This window comes from Micromonospora sp. CNZ286, assembly GCF_014207755.1.
The window spans coordinates 3,559,661-3,578,702 of sequence record NZ_JACHIZ010000001.1 but is presented as its reverse complement, the minus strand read 5'-3'; the positions used below and the strand labels follow the sequence as shown (position 1 = coordinate 3,578,702).

The window sequence follows — 19,042 nt, the reverse complement described above, 5'->3', positions numbered from 1 at the left end:
TACGCGCTAGAGGGATGATCGGACGAATTCCTCCGTCCGAGGTTCCAAGGTGCCGTCCCCTCTTCGGCTCAAGCCTCATCGCCGCTCTTCCGGCGCACGGATCGAGCCATATTCTGCTTCCAATGTGAAGTCCTGGGGGGGATCAATGATCACATTCGTCGATTGCTGCCTGCCTGCCCTCTGTGGAGCGCAACCCGCTTCCTGACATGGCAGAGACGATGATCATCAATCGTTTCGGCGCGATCTCGGCGGTACACGGCGGACGTCCGGCACTTCTCGGTGAGACCCACGAGGTCACCTACACCGAGCTGGCCGGATCGGCCGGCGGGCACGCTGCCGTGTTCGCCGCCGCGGGCCTGCGCGCCGGAGACCGGATCGCGCTGCTCACCGCACACGGTGCGCCCACCGTGGCGGCGATGCTCGGCGCCCTCGCGACCGGATGCGCGTACGTGCCGCTGGACCCGGGCTTCCCGGTCGCGCGGCTGCGCCACATGGTCGACGCCGCCGGGGTCACCGCGGTGGCCTGCGCCGCCGAGCACCGCGACCTCGCCTCCACACTGGCCGCCGGGCGCCCGGTCGTAGCGCTGGACGAGGCGCCGCCGGCCCCGCTGCGCCCGGTCGCGGCCGACCCGGACGCGCTGGCGTACGTGCTGTTCACCTCCGGCTCGACCGGAGTACCCAAGGCGGTCGGACAGACCCACCGCAACCTGGCCCACGTCGTCGACAACCAGATCGCCGCGCTCGGCGTCGGCCCGGACGACCGGCTCAGCCTGCTCGCGTCGTTCAGCTTCGACGCCGCCATCCCCGACCTCTACCCGGCGCTGCTCACCGGCGCCGCAGTCGTACCGGTCGACCTGCGCCGCCAAGGGCTGGCGCACGCCGTCGACCAGCTCGACCGGCACCGCGCCACGGTGCTGCACTGCACGCCCACCGTCTACCGCTTCCTGCTCGACACGCTCGGCGCGCGCCGGCTGCCCACGGTGCGGGCGGTGCTGCTCGGCGGCGAGCAGGCCACCTGGGCCGACGCGGCCCGTGGCCGGGACCGCTTCGCCCCGGGCTGCGTGCTCGTCAACGGCTACGGCGCCACCGAGATGACGTTCGCCGCCCGGCACGTGCAGCAGCTGTCCGAGGTGGACCCTGATGCCCGCGGGCCGCTGCCGGTGGGTGTCGCGTTCCCCGGCTACCGGCTGGACCTCGCCCCGGACACCGGCGAGATCGTGGTCCGCAGCCGCCACCTCGCCCCCGGCTACCTCAACCAGGACAGCGACCGGTTCGGCGCCGACGCCGACGGGCTGCTGTCGTACCGCACCGGTGACCTGGGCCGGCTGCTGCCCGGCGGGGAACTGGTCTGCCTCGGCCGGCTCGACCGGCAGGTCAAGGTGCGCGGGCACCGGGTCGAGCTGACCGAGATCGAAGCGGTGCTGTCCGCCCAGCCCGGCGTGGCGGGCGTGCGCGCGATCGTGCGCGACGGCGAGCTGCTCGCGTACGCCCGCCCGGCCGGCGCCCGCCCGGACCCGGCGGCGCTGCGCGCGGCGCTGACCGCCGCGCTGCCCGACTACGCCGTGCCCCGCGCGGTGGTGGTGGTCGACGAGTTCCCGCTCACCGTCACCGGCAAGATCGACGAGCGGGCGCTGCCCGACCCGGTCACCGAGGTGCCCGCCGAGGAGGCCCCGGCCACCGACACCGAACGCGCCGTGCACGACATCTGGTGCGCGGTTCTGGGCCGCGACGCGGTCGCCCGCACCGCCAGCTTCTTCGACGTGGGCGGGCAGTCGCTGCTGCTGGGCCAGGTGCAGCAGCGCCTCGCCGAGCGGTTCGGCGTACGCCTGCCGATGCTGCGCCTGTTCGACCACCCGACCGTCGCCACCCAGGCGGCGCTGCTCGACGCCCCACCCGAGGCCGTCCGCGCCCCGGTGCTGCCCGCGCCCGCCGCGCCGGTGCGCGCCGCCCGCGACTACACCGGCGACGAGATCGCCGTGGTCGGCGTCGCCGGGCGGTTCCCCGGCGCGCCCGACGTGGCCACGTTCTGGTGGAACCTGTGCACCGGCGTCGACTCGGTGCACGACCACACCGACGAGGAGCTGGCCGCGCTCGGTGTCGGCCCGGCCCTGCGCGCGGACCCCCGGCACGTCCGCGCCACCGGCCGCCTCGACGGGGTGGCCGACTTCGACGCCGACTTCTTCGGCTTCGGCGCCGACGAGGCCGCCCGCACCGACCCGCAGCACCGGCTGTTCCTGGAGACCGCCTGGGAGGCCCTGGAGGACGCCGGGCACGACCCGGCGCGCTTCCCCGGGTTGGTCGGCGTCTACGCCGCCACCTCGGCCAACCGCTACTTCCTGTTCCACCTCATGGACAACCCGGCGGTGGTCGGCGACGTCGACCCGGACGACTGGGAGGCCCGGCTCGTCGGCCGCCAGTTCACCGACCACCTGCCCGGTCAGGTGGCCTACCGGCTCGGCCTGACCGGCCCGGCGATGGCCGTGCAGAGCGCCTGCTCCAGCTCGCTCGTCGCGGTGTGCGTCGCCGCGCAGAGCCTCGCCGACTACCAGTGCGACCTGGCGCTGGCCGGCGGGTCCACGGTGATGTGGCCCCGGCACCGGGCGGGCGGGCTCGCCTCGCCCGACGGCCGGTGCCGCGCCTTCGACGAGGCCGCCGCCGGCTCCGGCTTCGGCTCCGGCGCGGGCGTGGTCGCGTTGCGCCGGCTCTCCGACGCGCAGGCCGACGGCGACCGCATCTACGCGATCCTGCCGGGCTGGGCGGTCACCAACGACGGCCCGGACCGGGCCGGCTTCGCCGTACCCGGCCCGGCCGGACAGGCCGCCGCCGTCGCGAACGCGCTCGCCACCGCCGAGGTCGCACCCGGCGAGGTCCGCTTCGTCGAGGGCCACGGCAGCGGTACGCCACTCGGCGACGCCATCGAGGTCGCCGCGCTGCACGAGGTGTACGCGGGCGCCGCGCCCGCCGAGTCCACAGCGCTCGGCTCGGTGAAGACCAACATCGGTCACCTCGACGCCGCGGCCGGCATCGCCGGGCTGATCAAGACGGTGCTGGCCGTCCGGCACGGGGTGATCCCGCCGAACCTGCACTTCACCCGCCCGCACCCGGAGATCGACCTGGCCGCCGGACCCTTCTACGTGCCCACCAAGGCGCGGGACTGGCCGGACGACGCGCGCCGGGTCGCCGGAGTGAGCGCGTTCGGCCTGGGCGGCACCAACGCGCACGTCGTGGTGGAACAGCCGCCGCCCGCCGAGCCGGCCGACCCGCCCGGCGGGGGACCGTGGCTGCTGCCGGTCTCCGCGCGTACCCCGGCGGCGCTGCGGGCCGCGCTGGCCCGCCTGCGCAGCCACCTCGCCGGGGCCGCCCCGGCACTGTCCGACGTGGCCGCCACGCTGGCGCTGGGCCGGCGGGCGTTCGCCCACCGGGCGGCGGTGGTCGCCGCCGACCTGCCGGCCGCGCTCTCCGCGCTGGACGTGCTGCTGGACACCGGCGCCCGCATCGCCGGTGACGGCGGCCCGCTGCGCGAGACGGCCGCCGAGTGGGTCGCCGGGCGCGACGTCGACTGGCACGCGCTGCACCCCGAGGGCACGGTCCGGCGCACCGGACTGCCCACCTACCCGTTCCAGCGCCGCCGGCACTGGATCGACCCCGTGCAGAAAGGTCCGCGGTGAACTGGTTCGTCTCCGCCGGAAGCCGACCCGAGGCGCCGGTGCGGTTGTTCTGCCTGCCCTACGCCGGAGCGGGCGCCAGCGCGTTCCGGCGCTGGGCGGCCGAGTTCGGTCCGAGCGTCGACGTGGTGCCGGTGCAACTGCCCGGCCGGGAGAACCGGATCACCGAGGACCCGCGCTTCAGCGTCGCCGAGGTGGCCGACGCCATCGCCTCCCGTGCCGACCGCCCGTACGCGATCTACGGCCACTCGATGGGCGGACGGCTCGGCTTCGACGTGGTCCGTGAGCTGCGCCGCACCGGCCGCCCGCTGCCGCTGCGGCTCTACGTCGGCGGCGCGCGCGCCCCGCACGTCGCCACGCCCGGCCCGTTCGACGGGCTGTCCCGGGCCGGCGACGACGAGCTGCTGCGCCGCCTCGGCGAGGGCGGCGGCCTGCCCGCCGAACTGCTCGACCACCCCGAGCTGGTGGAACTGCTGCTGCCGCTGCTGCGCGCCGACTTCGGCCGGGTCGACGACTACCGCCACGTGCCGGGCGAGCCGCTGCCGGTGCCGATCGTCGTGTTCGCCGGCCGCACCGACCGGGCGGTCAGCCGGGAGCAGAGCGCCGCCTGGGCCGAGCACACCGCGGCCGGGTTCACCCTGCACGAGCTGGACGGCGGTCACTTCTTCCTGCACGACCGGCTGACCGAGCTGGTCGCGCTGATCCGGGCCGACCTGACCGCCGCGCCCACCGACACCCGCCCCGGCACGCCGGACGCGGGTCCGGACCCGGTGCGCGCCGCCGGTCGCGGGACCGCCGGCGCCGCGCACCGGGTTCCGCTCGGCGGCACCGGCTGGTCGGTGTGGCGCGACGCGATGCTGCGGACCACCGGTTTCCCGGCCGACGGGCTGGAGCTGTTCACCGCGCCCCGGGCCGCCGCGGCGGCCGACGAGCTGCTGGCCACCGGCGCCGGTGAGGACCGGTTCACCAAGGAGTTCGAGGAGGCGCTGCGCGCCGGCGCGCAGCGGTTCAGCGAGCTGGCCGCCGACCCGCTGCTGCGCGAGGCGGTCACCTGGCAGAACCGGGGCGCGCTGGTGGCGTTCGACGGGCTGGTGCGCGGCGGCGCCGACGCGGCCCGCAACGTGCGCCGCCGCGACCGGGAACGGGCGCTGCTGAAGTACTGGCAGCGCTACTGCGGCAAGAACGAGACTGTGGGCTTCTTCGGCCCCAGCTGCTGGGTCACTGTCGATCCCGCGCAGCCGGAAGTTGCCCGAGTCAACCCCGGCGACAGCCTGACCCGGCGGCGCTGGGTGTGGTTCGAGTCGTGGGCGCTGTCCGCGTACGCCGAACGGATCGGCGCGGACCTGGCGGTGCGGCGGTGGTGGCCGCCGATGCTGCGGGCCCACCTGGCCGTCCGGGACCGCGACGTGCTGCGGCCCGGCCGCCCGCCGCTGACACTGACCCCGGTCGAGGCCGCGCTGCTCCGCGCGGCCGACGGCCGGCGCGCCGCCGCCGACCTGGTCGCCGACCCGGCGATCGGGCTGCGCCGCCCGGAGGACGGCTACGCGCTGCTCGACCGGCTGGTCGAACGGGAACTGATCACCTGGGACGCGGCCCTGCCGGTGAGCCCGGACGCCGAGCGGGTGCTGGCCGACCGCATCGACGCGATCGGCGACGACCCGGCCCGCGCCGCCGCCCGCGCCGGGTTCGACCAGCTGCGCGCCGCCCGCGACGACGTCGCCGCCGCGGCAGGCGACGCGGACCGGCTGCGGACCGCCCTGGACGCCCTGGACGCCACGTTCACCGAGCTGACCGGCGTGCCCGCGGTGCGCCGGGCCGGACAGATGTACGCCGGCCGCACGGTCTGCTACGAGGACAGCGCCCGGGACCTGGACGTGGTGTTCGGCGCGCCGCTGCTGGCCGAGCTGGCCGCCCCGCTGGACGTGCTGCTGCGCGCCGCCCGCTGGCTGGCCAACGCGCTCGCCCGCGCCTACCTGGACGTGCTGCGCGGCCTGTACGAGGAGCTGCGCGCCGAGTCCCGCGGCCCGGTGCCGCTGGCCGACCTGTGGTTCCTGGCCCAGGGGATGTTCTGGGGCGACGGGGACCGGCCGGTCGACGCGGTGGCGGCGGACTTCGCGGCCCGGTGGGCCGGACTGTTCGGCCTGGACACGCTGCCCGCCGGCACCACCGACGTACGGCTGCGCGCGGCCGACCTCGCCGGCCGGATCGACGCCGTGTTCCCCGGCGACGGTCCGGGGTGGTCCAACGCCGCCATGCACAGCCCCGACCTGCAGATCTGTGCCACCGACGCGGACGCGCTGCGGCGCGGCGACTACACGGTGGTGCTCGGTGAGCTGCACGCCGCCTGGTCGTCGTTCGACTGCGCGGTGTTCACCCCGTCGCACCCGGACGTGGAGCGGCTACGCGACGCGCTCGCGGTGGACATGGGGCAGCGGCGGGTGCGGCTGCTGTTCCCGGCCGACTGGCCGCGGCGCACCAGCCGTACCGCCGAGTCGCTGACCGGCCCGACCGACAGGCACCTGGCGTTCCTCGACGCCCCGGGCGCCGACCCGGCCCGCGTGCTGCCCACAGTCGACCTGGTCGTCGAGGAGGTGGACGGCGAGCTGGTCGCCACCGCCTCGGACGGGCAGCGCTGGCCGCTCGTCGAGATCTTCGCCGAGCCGCTCAGCGCGCACGCCGTGGACGGGTTCAAGCTGGTCGCCGCCGCGCCGTACACGCCCCGGATCACAGTGGACCGGCTGGTGCTGGCCCGGCAGACGTGGCGGACCACGGTGGGCGAGAGCGGCCTCGCCGTGCCGGACGGCGAGCGGGACCGCTTCCTCGCCGTCCGGGACTGGCGGCGCCGCCTCGGCCTGCCCGAGCAGGTGTACGTCAAGCTCGGCACCGAGACCAAGCCGTGCTTCGTGGACCTGTCCGCGCCGGCGTTCGCCACCACGCTGTGCGCGATGGTGCGCGCCGCCCGGGTCGACGGCGGCGACGACGTGTCGTTCACGGTCAGCGAGATGCTGCCCGCACCGGAGCAGGCGTGGGTGCCCGACGGGCAGGGCCGCCGCTACTTCAGCGAGCTGCGCCTGCACATCACCGACGCCCGGCGGGAGGACCACCGGTGAGCCATCTGCTGCCCCTGGGCGACACCGGCTGGTCGGTGTGGCGGGACGTGGTCCTGCGTACCGCCGGTTTCCCGGCCGCCGGGCTGGACCGGTTCGCCGCGCCGGACTGCGCCGCCGCCGCGGACGCGCTGCTCGCCGGTGACACCGGCCCCGAGGTGTTCGGCAAGGCGCTGGGCGACGCGTTCGCCGAGTCCTCCGCGGTGGCCGGCGAGCTGGCCGCCGACCCGCTGCTGCGCGAGGCGGTGACCTGGCAGAACCCGGACATGCTCATCGCGCTGGACGGGCTGCTGCGCACCGACCCGCAGGTCCGCAACGTCCGCCGCCGCAAGCGCGAGCTGAGCCTGCTGCGCTACTGGCAGCGCTACTGCGGCAAGGCCGAGACGATCGGCTTCTTCGGCCCGGTCTGCTGGGGCACGTTCGACGCCACCCGGCCCGGCGTGCACACCGCGCCCGGCGCCGCGCTGGTGCACCGGCGGCGGGTGTACTTCGAGGCGTGGGCGCTCATCGCGTACGCCGACCGGCTCGCCGACGACCTCGCGGTCCGCCGCTGGTGGGCACCCGCCCTGCAACCGCACCTGACCGTCGCCGGACGGGAACTGCGGGCGCCGCTGCACCCGCCGATCGCGTTGACCCCGGTCGAGGCGCTGCTGCTCGGCGCCTGCGACGGGCGGACCCCGGCGCTGGAGCTGGCGCACCGGCTCTGCGACGCCGGTGAGGTGCACAGTCCCGACGACGTCTACCTGCTGCTGGACCGGTGGGTGGAGCGCGGGCGGCTCAGCTGGGGCGCCAACCTGCCGATCGCGCCCGACGCCGAGCAGGTGCTCGCCGCGCGGATCGCCGCGATCGGCGACGAGCCGGTCCGTGCCGCGACGGCGGCCGAGTTCGGCCGGCTCCGCGCCGCCCGTGACGAGGTGACCGCCGCGGCCGGCGACCCGGACCGGCTCGGTGCCGCGCTCGCCGCGCTCAACGCCGAGTTCACCGCCGTCACCGGCCGCCCGGCCACCCGGCACAGCGGACAGATGTACGCCGCCCGCACGGTCTGCTACGAGGAGACCGCCCGCGACCTGGAGTTCCGGATCGGGTCGGCGGTGATCGACGCGCTGGCCGAGCCGATGGCGGTGGTGCTGCGTACCGCCCGCTGGTTCACCGGCGAGGTCGCCGCCCGCTGCGGCGAGCTCTTCACCGAGCTGCACGAGGAACTGGCCGCCGACGGCCCGGTGCGGCTGGCCGACCTGTGGCTGCTGGCCCAGGGCACGCTCGTGGCCCCGGACGGCCCGATCGGCCGGGCCGGCGCCACGCTCACCGCGCGCTGGGCCGAGCTGTTCGGCCTGGCCGACCTGCCCGAGGGGCAGGCGGAGCTGCGGCTGCGCGCCGCGGACCTGACCGAACGGGCCCGGGAACTCTTCCCGGCCGAGCGGCCCGGCTGGCCGTCGGCCCGGCTGCACAACCCGGACGTGCAGCTCAGTGCGGCCTCGCCGGAGGCCGTCGAGCGCGGCGACTTCCTGCTGGTGCTCGGCGAGCTGCACCCGGCCTCGGTCGCGTTCGACAGCGCGGTGCTCAGCCCGTTCCACCCGGACCCGGCCGCGCTGCGCGCCGACCTCGACGCCGACCTGGGTCCGGTCCGGCTGCGGGTGCTCTGGCCGGACAGCTTCCCCCGCCGCACCACCCGCACCACGTACGCGCTGACCGGCCCGGCGGACCGTCAGCTCGGCATCGACACCGCGCACGGCGCCGACGTGGACCGCCTGGTTCCGGCCACCGCCGTGGTGGTCGAACGCACCGGGGACCAGCTCACCGCGGTCTTCCCCGACGGCGCCCGCTGGCCGCTGATGGAGGTGTTCGCCACGCTGCTCGGCTCGCTGCTGCTGGACGCGTTCAAGCTGCTCGGCGCCGCCGCGTACACGCCCCGCATCACCATCGACCGGCTGGTCGTGGCCCGGCGTACCTGGCGTACCACGGCCGGGGCGTGCGGGCTGGGCGGCCACGCCGACGAGACCGCCCGCTACCTGGCGGTACGCCGCTGGCGCGCCGAGACCGGCCTGCCCGAGCGGGTGTTCGTCAAGGTCGGCACCGAGATCAAGCCCTGCTACGTGGACCTGACCGGCCCGCTGTACGCGCAGTCGCTGTGCGCGATGGTCGACGCCGCGCTGCGTACCGGCCCGGACGTGCCGGTGGTGGTCTCCGAACTGCTGCCCGCACCCACCGAGGCGTGGGTGCCCGACGCCCGGGGGCGCGGTTACGTCAGCGAACTGCGCCTCCAGATCACCGACCCGGCCGAGCAGCTTGGAGCACTCCGGTGACCGACACCCTGACCGTCAGCGCCGTCCACGGCCCGGACCTGCCGTGGCCGGACGCCACCCTGGCCGACCTGGTCACCGCGCAGGCGGCCCGTACCCCGGACGCGGTGGCGGTGCGCCAGTGGGACACCCGGCTCACCTACCGGCAGCTCGTCGACCGGGCCGCCGGGGTGGCCGCCGCGCTGCGCGAGCACGGCGTCGGCCGGGGCGACCGGGTCGGCGTGTGCGGCGCGCGCACCCCCGACCTCGTGGTCACCGTGGTGGGCGTGCTGCTCGCCGGCGCCGCGTACGTGCCGCTGGAGCCGGGCGGCCCCCGGGCGCGGCTGCGCGGGATCGCCCGCGACGCGGGCGTACGCGTGGTGGTCGGTGACGCGGCGGCGGCCGAGTTCGGCGACGAGCCCGGCGTGACGGCGCTCGGCCTGCCTGGCCCGGCCCCGCTCGCGCCCTGCCCGGCCCGCCCCGGCGACCCGGCGTACGTGCTGTTCACCTCCGGTTCCACCGGCCGCCCGAAGGGCGTGCTGACCACCCACCGCAACGCGGTCGAGTTCGTCACCGGCGTGAGCGCGCTGACCGGGGCCGACGCGTCGGTCCGCAGCCTCGGCATCGCCTCGCTCGGCTTCGACGCGGCCACCATGGACCTGTTCGTGCCGCTCACGCTCGGCGGCGCGGTGCAGCTGCTCGGCGCCGACGACCGGGCCGACCCGGTACGGCTGGCCCGGTTCGTCGCCGAGCACGAGGTCACCTGGGGCTTCATCACCCCGACCGTGCTGTCGCTGCTGGACCCGGCCGGGTTCCCGTCGTGGCGGGTGCTGCTCTGCGGCGGCGAGGCGGTCCCGGCCGAGCTGGTCGCCCGCTGGGCGCCCGGCCGGCGGTTCCTCAACGGCTACGGCCCGACCGAGACCACCGTGCTGGCGGTCACCTGCGACCTCACCCCGGCCGACACCGACCCGATGCCGATCGGCCGGCCGCTGCCCAACCACCGGGCGTACGTGGTCGACGCCGACCTGCGTCCGGTGCCGGCGGGGGAGACCGGCGAACTGCTGATCGGCGGGCCCGGCCTGGCCGACGGCTACCTCAACCGGCCCGGCCTCACCGCCGAGCGGTTCGTGCCCGACCCGTTCGGCGACGTCCCCGGCGAGCGGCTCTACCGCACCGGTGACCTGGTCCGGCAGGGCCCGGACGGCCGGATCGTCTACCTCGGCCGCGCCGACCGCCAGGTGAAGGTCCGCGGCCAGCGCATCGAGCTGGGCGAGATCGAGGCGGTGCTCGCCGCCCACCCGGGCGTCGAGCGCGTCGCGGTGGAGGCGGTACCCGGCCCGGCCGGCGCCGAGCTGGTCGCGTTCCTCACCCCGGCCGGCGCGCCCGACGACGACGAGCTGCGGGCGTACGCCGCGACGCGGCTGACCACCGCGATGCTGCCGGCCCGGACGGTGCGGCTGGACGCGCTGCCGGTCAGCGCGACCACCGGCAAGCTGGACCGGCCGGCGCTGCGCGAGCTGGCCGCGGCCACCCCGGCCGCCGTGGCCGACGCGTCCGCCGACGACGACCCGGTGACGGCGGCGGTCCGGCGCGTCTGGACCCGGCTGCTCGGCGCCGCGCCCGCCCCGGACAGCGACTTCCTCGCCGCCGGCGGCAACTCCGTCGCCGCGATGCGGCTGGTCGCCGCGCTGCGCGCGGAACTGGGCCGGCAGGTGGACACGCGGGTGCTGTTCGCCGACCGCACGTTCGCCGCGCTCGTGGACCGGGTCCGCGCCGCCGACCCCGCCGACGCCGACGGGCTCACCACAGGCAATCCGCCGACGCTGTCCCCGCCGCAGCGGCGGCTGTGGTTCATGGACCAGCTCGCCCCGTCCAGCGCGCCGTACAACATCGCCGTCGCGCACCGGCTGCGCGGGCCGCTGGACGTCACCGCGCTCGGCGCCGCGCTGCGGGCCGTCGCGGAACGGCACGACGTGCTGCGCTGGCGCATCCCGCAGAACGGCGGGGTGCCGTACGCGGTCCGCGAGGAGCCCACCGACGTGGCGGTGCCGGTGGTCGACCTGACCGGCGCCGCCGACCCGGACGCCGAACTGGCCGGCATGCTCGCGGCCGGTGCCGGGCACGCGTTCGACCTGGCCACCGGCCCGCCCTGGCAGGTGACCGTGTTCCGGCTCGCCGCCGAGGAGCACGTGCTCGCGGTGACCGTGCACCACGCGGTCTTCGACGGCTGGTCCGAGGCGCTGCTCTACGACGAGCTGGCGCTCGCGTACGCCCGCGCGCTCGGCCGGTCGGTGCCGGGCCGCCCGCCGCTGCCCGCCACGTACGCCGACTACGCGGTGTGGCGCGCCGACCGGGACCGGCGCCGGGGCGAGACGGACCTGGCCTGGTGGACCGCGCACCTGGCCGGCGCGCCGACGGTGCTGGACCTGCCCCGCGACCGTCCCCGCCCGGCCGTGCAGACGTACGCCGGCGCGGAGGCCGCGGTACGGCTGGACGAGACCGCCGACCGGGCCGTGCGCGACCTGGCCGCGACGCGCGGCAGCACTGTCGCGGCGGTGCTGCTGGCCGCGTTCGGTGAGCTGCTGCGGCGCGTCACCGGCGGCGACGAGCACGTGCTCGGCGCGATCGTCGCCGACCGGCGGCTGGCCGCGTTCGACGAGGTGATCGGGTTCTTCATCGACACCGTGCCGGTGCGGGTCCGCTCCGGCGGCGCGAGCTTCGCCGAGCAGGTCGACCGGGCCGCCGCCGAACTGCACGAGGTCACCGCCCACCCGGGCGCGCCACTGGAACGCATCGTCGAGGCGCTCGGCGTGGGCCGGGACACCTCCCGCGCCCCGCTGGTGCAGGTGCTGTTCAACGTGCTCAACTTCGTCGCGCCCCGGCTGACGCTGACCGACCTGGCCGTCGAGCCGGTGCCGGTACCGAAGCCCGGGTCGCCGTTCGACCTGACCGTCTACGTGGTGGAGCGCGACGGGCGGGCCGGCGTCGAGGTGGTGCACAACCCGGACCTGTTCGAGGGCGAGCGGATCGAAGCGCTGCTGGCCGACCTGGCCGCCCTGGTCGGCGCGCTCGCCGCCGACCCGGACGCCCCGGCCGCCGAGGTCGCGCCCGAGCTGCCCCGCCCGGCGGTACGGGTCGCGGCGCTCGGCGCGATGAGCGTCGCCACCGCCGAACCGGCCCGCGCGCCGCTGCCCGCCGGGTCGGACGCGCTCACCGCGACCGAGGAGCTGATCGCCGGGATCTGGCGCGACGTGCTCGGCCGCGACGCGGTCGGCGTGAGCGACAACTTCTTCGACATCGGTGGCCACTCGATGGCCCTGGCCGCCGTGCACGCCCGCCTCACCGAGGCCACCGGCCGCTCGATCACCATGCTCGACCTGTTCCGCCACCCGACCGTACGGGCGCTCGCCGCCAGCCTCGACGGGGCCGCCGACCGGCCGGAACTGGCCCGCGCCGCCATGCGCGCCGCCGCCCGGCGGGGCCGCGCCCGCCGTACCCCGCCACCACGCCGACCTCACCCGTGACGCGATCCCTTGTGAATGAAGGAACTCCCATGCAGAACGACATTCCCGCCGACGACGGCGTCGAGCCCATCGCCATCGTCGGGCTCGCCGCCCGCCTCCCCGGCGCGGCCGACGTCGACGAGTTCTGGCGCAACCTGGTCGACGGCGTGGAGTCGACGACCGAGCTGTCCCGCGAGGAGCAGCTCGCCCGCGGCGCCCAGCCGCAGGAGGTCGACGACCCGGGCTGGGTCAACCGCGCCCCGCTGGTGGACGGCTACGACCAGTTCGACGCCGGCCTGTTCGGGATGACCGCCCGCGAGGCCGAGATCACCGACCCGCAGCACCGGCTGTTCCTGGAGACCTGCTACACCGCGTTGCAGGACGCCGGCTACGACCCGGGCCGCTACGACGGCGCGGTGGGCGTGTACGCCGGCACCGGCGGCAACACGTACCTGCACCGCAACGTGTTCCGCAACAAGCGGGTCGGGGGGAATCCGCACGGCGCCGTCTCGCTCGCCACCGGCAACTCGCCGAACTACGTGGCCACGAACGTGTCGTACCGGCTGGACCTGCGCGGGCCCAGCATGACCGTGCACACCGCCTGCTCCACCTCGCTGGTGGCGTTCCACCTGGCCTGCGAGGCGCTGCGCAACGGCGAGTGCGACATGGCCCTGGCCGGCGGCGTCAACATCGAGCTGCCGCACGTCGGCTACCTCGGCATGGACGGCTTCACCTCGCCGGACGGGCGGTGCCGGCCGTTCGACGCCGGAGCGAACGGCACGGTGTGGGGCAGCGGCGTCGGTGTGACGCTGCTCAAGCGGCTCTCCGACGCGATCGCCGACGGCGACACCATCCGCGCGGTCGTGCTCGGCAACGCGATCAACAACGACGGCGCCGGGAAGGTCGGCTTCACCGCCCCCAGCATCGACGGGCAGATGGAGGCCGTCGCCCAGGCCGTCGAGCTGGCCGGCGTCGACCCGCGCAGCATCAGCTATGTGGAGGCGCACGGCACCGGCACCGCGCTCGGCGACCCGATCGAGGTCGCCGCGCTGTCCGCCGTCTACACCAAGGACACCGACGAGCGCGGCTGGTGCGGCATCGGCTCGGTGAAGTCGAACATCGGCCACCTCAGCCAGCCCTCCGGCATCGTCAGCGTGATCAAGACGGTGCTGGCGATGGAGCACGGGCTGATCCCGCCGACCATCAACTACGAGACGCCGAACCCGGCCATCGACTTCGCCGACACCCCGTTCTACGTGGCGAACACGCTGACCAAGTGGGACACCGACGGCGGACCGCGCCGGGCCGGCGTCAGCTCCTTCGGCATCGGTGGCACCAACGCCCACGTGGTGCTGGAGGAGGCCCCGGCCGCGGGGCGGCACGAGCCGTCCGCCCGCCCGGCGCACCTGCTCCAGGTGTCGGCGAAGACGCCGACCGCGTTGGACACCGCCGTGCGGCGGCTCGCCGACCACCTGGAGAGCGGCAGCGACGTGGCGCTCGCCGACGTGGCGCACACGCTGCGCGTCGGCCGCCAGGTGTACGCCCACCGCGCCGCTGTGGTCGCCGGTGACCCGGCGTCCGCCGCCGCCGCGCTGCGCGAGCGGCGCAAGGGCCACCGGGGCGTCGCCGACGGCCCCGCGCCCCGGGTGGCGTTCCTGTTCAGCGGCCAGGGCTCGCAGTACGCCGGGATGGGCGCCGAACTGTACGGGCAGGACAGCGCGTACGCCGCCGCCGTCGACGAGTGCGCCGAACTGCTCCGCCCCGAGCTGGGCCTGGACATCCGCGACCTGATCCTCGGCCGCGACCCGGAGGCGGCGGACAAGCTCACCGAGACCCGCTACACCCAGCCCGCCCTGTTCACAGTCGAGTACGCCCTCGCCGCCGCCTGGCGGGCCGCCGGTGTGACCCCGGCCGCGATGATCGGCCACTCCATCGGCGAGTACGTCGCCGCGACGGTCGCCGGGGTGCTCGACCTCGCCGACGCGCTGCGCGTGGTGGCCACCCGGGGCCGCCTCATGCACTCCCTGCCCGCCGGCTCGATGCTGGCGGTCACGCTCGACGAGTCGGAGGTGACCGGCAAGCTGCCCGAGGGCCTGTCGGTGGCCACGGTCAACGGCCCCGGCACCTGTGTGGTCGCCGGTGAGACGGCGCTCGTGGAGGAGTTCGCGGCGAGCCTCGGCGGCAAGAACAAGTCGAAGCTGCTGCGCACCTCGCACGCGTTCCACTCGCCGATGACGGACCCGATCCTGGACGAGTTCACCGCGCTGATGGCCACAGTGCCGCTGCGCGCCCCGGCGGTGCCGTTCGTCTCGAACGTGACAGGCACCTGGATCACCGAGGCGCAGGCCACCGACCCGGCGTACTGGGCCGCGCACCTGCGCCGCCCGGTCCGCTTCGGCGCGTGCGTGGCGACGCTGCTCGCCGAGGGCACCTGGGCGCTCGTCGAGTGCGGCCCCGGCCGGCAGCTGGCCAACCTGGCCCGGATGCAGATCGCCAAGGCCGGCGAGGCACAGCGCGCGCTGACCCCGCTGGGCAGCCTGCCCGGCCCCGGCGAGCAGACCGGTGACGTGGCCGCGCTGCTCGGCACGGCCGGCGCGCTGTGGTGCGCCGGGGTGCCGGTGAGCGTCCCGGCCGACCCGCACGCGCGGCGGGTGCCGCTGCCCACGTACCCGTTCGAGCGGCGCCGCTACTGGATCGACCCGGACCCGGAGCAGGAGCTGGCCGCGGCGCCCGTCGAGACCGGCCCCCGCCCGCTGCCGGAGTGGTTCGCGGTGCCGGCGTGGCGGCAGGCCCCGCCGGTCCGCACGGCCGAGCCGCTGGGCCGCTGCCTGGTGCTGGCCGACGGCCCGCGCGGCGAGGCGCTCGTGGCCGCGTTGCGCGCCGCCGGCGACGACCCGGTCGAGGTACGCGCCGGCGAGGCGTTCACCGCCACCGCGAACGGCTTCCGGCTGCGCCCCGGCGTACGCGCCGACGCCGAGGAACTGGTCGCCGCGCTCGGCGCCGACCTGCCCCGGCGGATCGTGCACGCGTTCGCGCTCGACGGCGACCCGGCCGGCACCGACGCGGCGGCCGCCTGGGCGGCGCAGGAGCGCGGCTTCTTCGGCGCGCTGCACCTGGTGCAGGCCCTGGCCGGCGCCGGTGTGACGGCCGACGAGGCGGGCGTCCGCCTGGACCTGGTCACCGCCGGCATCGGCGACGTACGCGGCGACGACCTGACCCGCCCGGAGCACGCCACGCTGGCCGGCCTGGCCCGGGTGCTCCCGGCCGAGCTGCCCGGCCTGACCGTGCGGCTGCTCGACACCGACCCGGCCGCGCGCGGCGTGGCCGCCCTGGTGGCCGAGCTGCGCAGCCCGGTCGACGCCGAGCACCCGGAGGTGGCGCTGCGCGGCGACCGGCGCTGGCTGGCCGGCTACGAGCAGGTCACAGTTGCCGCCGAGGACGAGCCGGGCGTGCTGCGCGAGGAGGGCCGGTACCTGATCACCGGCGGTCTCGGCGGCATCGGCGTCACCCTCGCCGAGGACTTCGCCCGCCGGGTCCGCGCCAAGCTGGTCCTGCTGGCCCGTTCCGGGCTGCCCGAGCGGGACGAGTGGGACGCGCACCTCGCGGTGCACGGCGGCGCCGACCGGGCCGGGCGGGCCATCGCGGCGATCCGCCGGATGGAGGCCGCGGGCGCCGAGGTGCTGGTGCTCGCCGCCGACGTCACCGACGCCGACGACCTGCGCCGGGTCCGCGACGAGGCGGAGCGCCGGTTCGGCGGGCTGGACGGCATCGTGCACGCCGCCGGTCTGCCCGGCGGCGGCATGGCCGAGGTGAAGGACCGCGACGAGGCGCGGCGAGTGCTGGCCCCGAAGCTGGCCGGCACCCTGGCGCTGGCCCGGGTCTTCGGCGACCTGCCGCTGGACTTCGTCGTGCTCTGCTCCTCGATCACCGCGGTGATCGGCGGGTTCGGCCAGGTCGACTACTGCGCCGCGAACAACTTCCTGGACGCCTTCGCGCGCTCCGGCACCGGGTTCCGCGCGCCGGTGGTGTCGCAGAACTGGGGCGGCTGGGCCGAGGTCGGCATGGCGGTGGAGACCGCCGCGCCTGCCGCGTTCCGGGCCGCCGGGCGGGACACCGTGACCACGGCGGTCGCCCACCCGGTGCTCACCACGATGGTGGCCGGTCCGGACGGGACGGTGCTGCACGGCCTGGTCTCGGCCGACACCCACTGGCTGCTCGACGAGCACCGGATTGGCGGGGTGCCGGTGGTGCCGGGCACCGCCCACCTGGAGTCGGTGCGCGCCGCGGTGGTCGCGGCGCTGCCCGCGCCGGGACCGGACGCCGCGGTGGAGCTGCGGGACGTGGTGTTCCTGGAGCCGTTCTCGGTGCCGGACGGCACCGTGGCCCAGTACCGGGTCGAGCTGACCCCGGCCGAGGACGGCACCGACTTCGCCGTCGCCAGCCTCGCCGCCGGCCAGGCGCGCACCCACGTCCGCGGCACCGCCGGGTGGACCACCGACGCGGCGCCGCCGGCCGCCGTGCCCGCGGTGAACGGGCGGCGGGTCGACGACGACGCCTCGTTCGGCCGGGGACGCACCAGCATGCTCACGTTCGGGCCGCGCTGGGCGGCGCTGGCCGAGCACCACCTCGCCGACGGCGAGGAGCTGGCCCGGGTGCAGGCACCCGCCGCCGCGGTCGGCGACCTGCCCTCCTGGGGCATGCACCCGGCGCTGCTGGACGTGGCCACCGCGTTCGGCCGCGGGCAGGGCTCCGGCACCTACCTGCCGCTGTCGTACGGCCGGATCGTGGTGCGCGGCGCGCTGCCGGCGACGTTCCACAGTCACCTGCGGCACCGGCCCGCAGCCACCGACGAGGTGGTCGCCGCCGACCTGTCGCTGCGCGACCCGGACGGGCGGGAGCTGGTCGCGATCAGCGACTTCGTGCTGCGCCGGGTCGACCAGGACGCGGTCACCGGCAACCTGGCCGAGGCCCCGGCGGCGGACGCGGACGCCGCGGCACCGGTCACCGAGGACATCCGCCCGGTCGACGGCGCGGAGGCGTTCCGCCGCAGCCTCGCCGCCGGTCTCGGCGCCCAGGTGGTGATCACCACCCGCACCGTCGCCGACATCCGGCGCCGCGCGGCCCGGGTCACCACCGACAGCCTCGCCGAGGAGACCGACGCGCCGGCCGGCCCGGCCGCGGCCGGCGGCGGCGGCTCGGCTGCGCCCGGCACCGAGCTGGAGAAGACGATCGCCCAGGTGTGGCGCGACGGCCTCGGCGTCACCGACGTCGGCGTGGACGACGACTTCTTCGCCCTCGGCGGCAACTCGCTGGTGGCCGTGCAGCTCATCGCCGCCATGCGCAAGGCGACAGGCGTACGGCTGCCGATGCGCAGCCTCTTCGAGACCCCCACGGTGGCCGGCCTGGCCGCCCGGATCGAGGAGCTGCGCGCCGAGGCGCCCGCCGACGCACCGGCCGCCCCGGCGGCGATCCCGGCCATCCCGCGGCTGCCCCGCGGCTGACACCCCCGACCAGAACCAGGAGACACCGCACCATGAGCGAGACAACCACGACGCTGCCGGTGGTCGTCGAGAGCGACGGCCGGGCGCTGACCGACCTGATCACGGCCCGGCGTGCCGAGCTGCGGGACACCCTCGTCGCGAGCGGAGGGCTGCTGTTCCGCGGCTTCGACGTGGGCGGCGTGGACGGCTTCGACCAGGCCGTCCGCGCACTGGCCGGCGAGCCGCTGACCTACACCGAGCGCTCCTCGCCCCGGCACTCCATCAAGGGCCGGGTCTACACCTCGACCGACTACCCGCCGGACGAGGAGATCTTCCTGCACAACGAGAACTCGTACCAGGCGCGCTGGCCGCTGACGCTGTTCTTCTACTGCGTCACGCCGCCGCAGACCCAGGGCGCCACGCCGCTGGCCGACGTGCGCCGGGTGTACGAGCTGATCGACCCGGCGGTCCGCGAGGAGTTCGTCCGCCGCCGGTGGATGCTGGTGCGCAACTTCCACGGCGACTTCGGCACCCGCTGGCAGGAGGTGTTCAACACCGAGAGCCGCGCCGAGGTCGAGGCGTACGCGGCTGACAACGGGATCACAGTGGAGTGGGTCGGCAAGGACGGCCTGCGTACCCGCGCGGTCCGCGACGCGGTGCACCACCGGCCCGGCTCGGACACCCCGCGCTGGTTCAACCACGCCACCTTCTTCCACCTCAGCACCCTGCCTGCCGACTACCAGGAGGGGCTGCTGGCCATGTTCGGCGCCGACGGGCTGCCGTCGAACACCTACTACGGCGACGGCGGCGAGATCCCCGCCGACGTCATGGACCACCTGCGCGCCGCCTACCGGGCCGCGACGGTCCGCTTCGACTACCAGCGCGACGACGTGCTGGTGGTGGACAACATGACCGCCGCGCACGGCCGGGAACCGTTCACCGGTCCCCGCAAGATCGCCGTGGCGATGGCCGAGCCGTACACCCCCGAGAACGCAGGAGCGAACTGAC

The 19,042-nt window shown here is 76.1% G+C and carries 6 protein-coding genes; all 6 read left to right on the top strand.

Annotated features, from left to right (window positions below):
* The first annotated feature begins 218 nt into the window (after positions 1-218).
* From FHX31_RS16265 to FHX31_RS16240, 6 genes are read left to right on the top strand one after another with little or no spacing between them, the layout of a single operon-like run.
* Positions 219-3,668 (top strand): AMP-binding protein, encoded by a 3,450-nt coding sequence (locus tag FHX31_RS16265; RefSeq protein WP_486481680.1) that lies wholly within the window; start codon positions 219-221, stop codon positions 3,666-3,668.
* On the top strand, positions 3,665-6,775 hold the full coding sequence (locus FHX31_RS16260) for a thioesterase domain-containing protein (protein ID WP_184976689.1): 3,111 nt from the start codon (positions 3,665-3,667) through the stop codon (positions 6,773-6,775). Before FHX31_RS16265 ends, FHX31_RS16260 begins: the two co-directional genes overlap by 4 nt.
* Entirely contained in the window at positions 6,772-9,075 is a 2,304-nt protein-coding gene (locus FHX31_RS16255; protein WP_184976688.1) for a lantibiotic dehydratase, read from the top strand. The genes FHX31_RS16260 and FHX31_RS16255 overlap by 4 nt, the downstream gene beginning before the upstream one ends.
* Positions 9,072-12,575, top strand: a complete 3,504-nt coding sequence (locus FHX31_RS16250; protein ID WP_184976687.1) for a non-ribosomal peptide synthetase — start codon at positions 9,072-9,074, stop codon at positions 12,573-12,575. The genes FHX31_RS16255 and FHX31_RS16250 overlap by 4 nt, the downstream gene beginning before the upstream one ends.
* Before the next feature lie 29 nt (positions 12,576-12,604).
* The gene (locus tag FHX31_RS16245; RefSeq protein WP_184976686.1) at positions 12,605-18,055 is read left to right on the top strand and encodes a type I polyketide synthase; all 5,451 of its coding nucleotides are present in this window, start codon (positions 12,605-12,607) and stop codon (positions 18,053-18,055) included.
* A 32-nt stretch (positions 18,056-18,087) separates the two neighbouring features.
* A complete protein-coding gene (locus tag FHX31_RS16240) occupies positions 18,088-19,041 on the top strand; it encodes a TauD/TfdA family dioxygenase (RefSeq protein WP_013285949.1) in 954 nt (317 codons plus the stop codon).
* The last annotated feature ends 1 nt before the right edge of the window (position 19,042 follow it).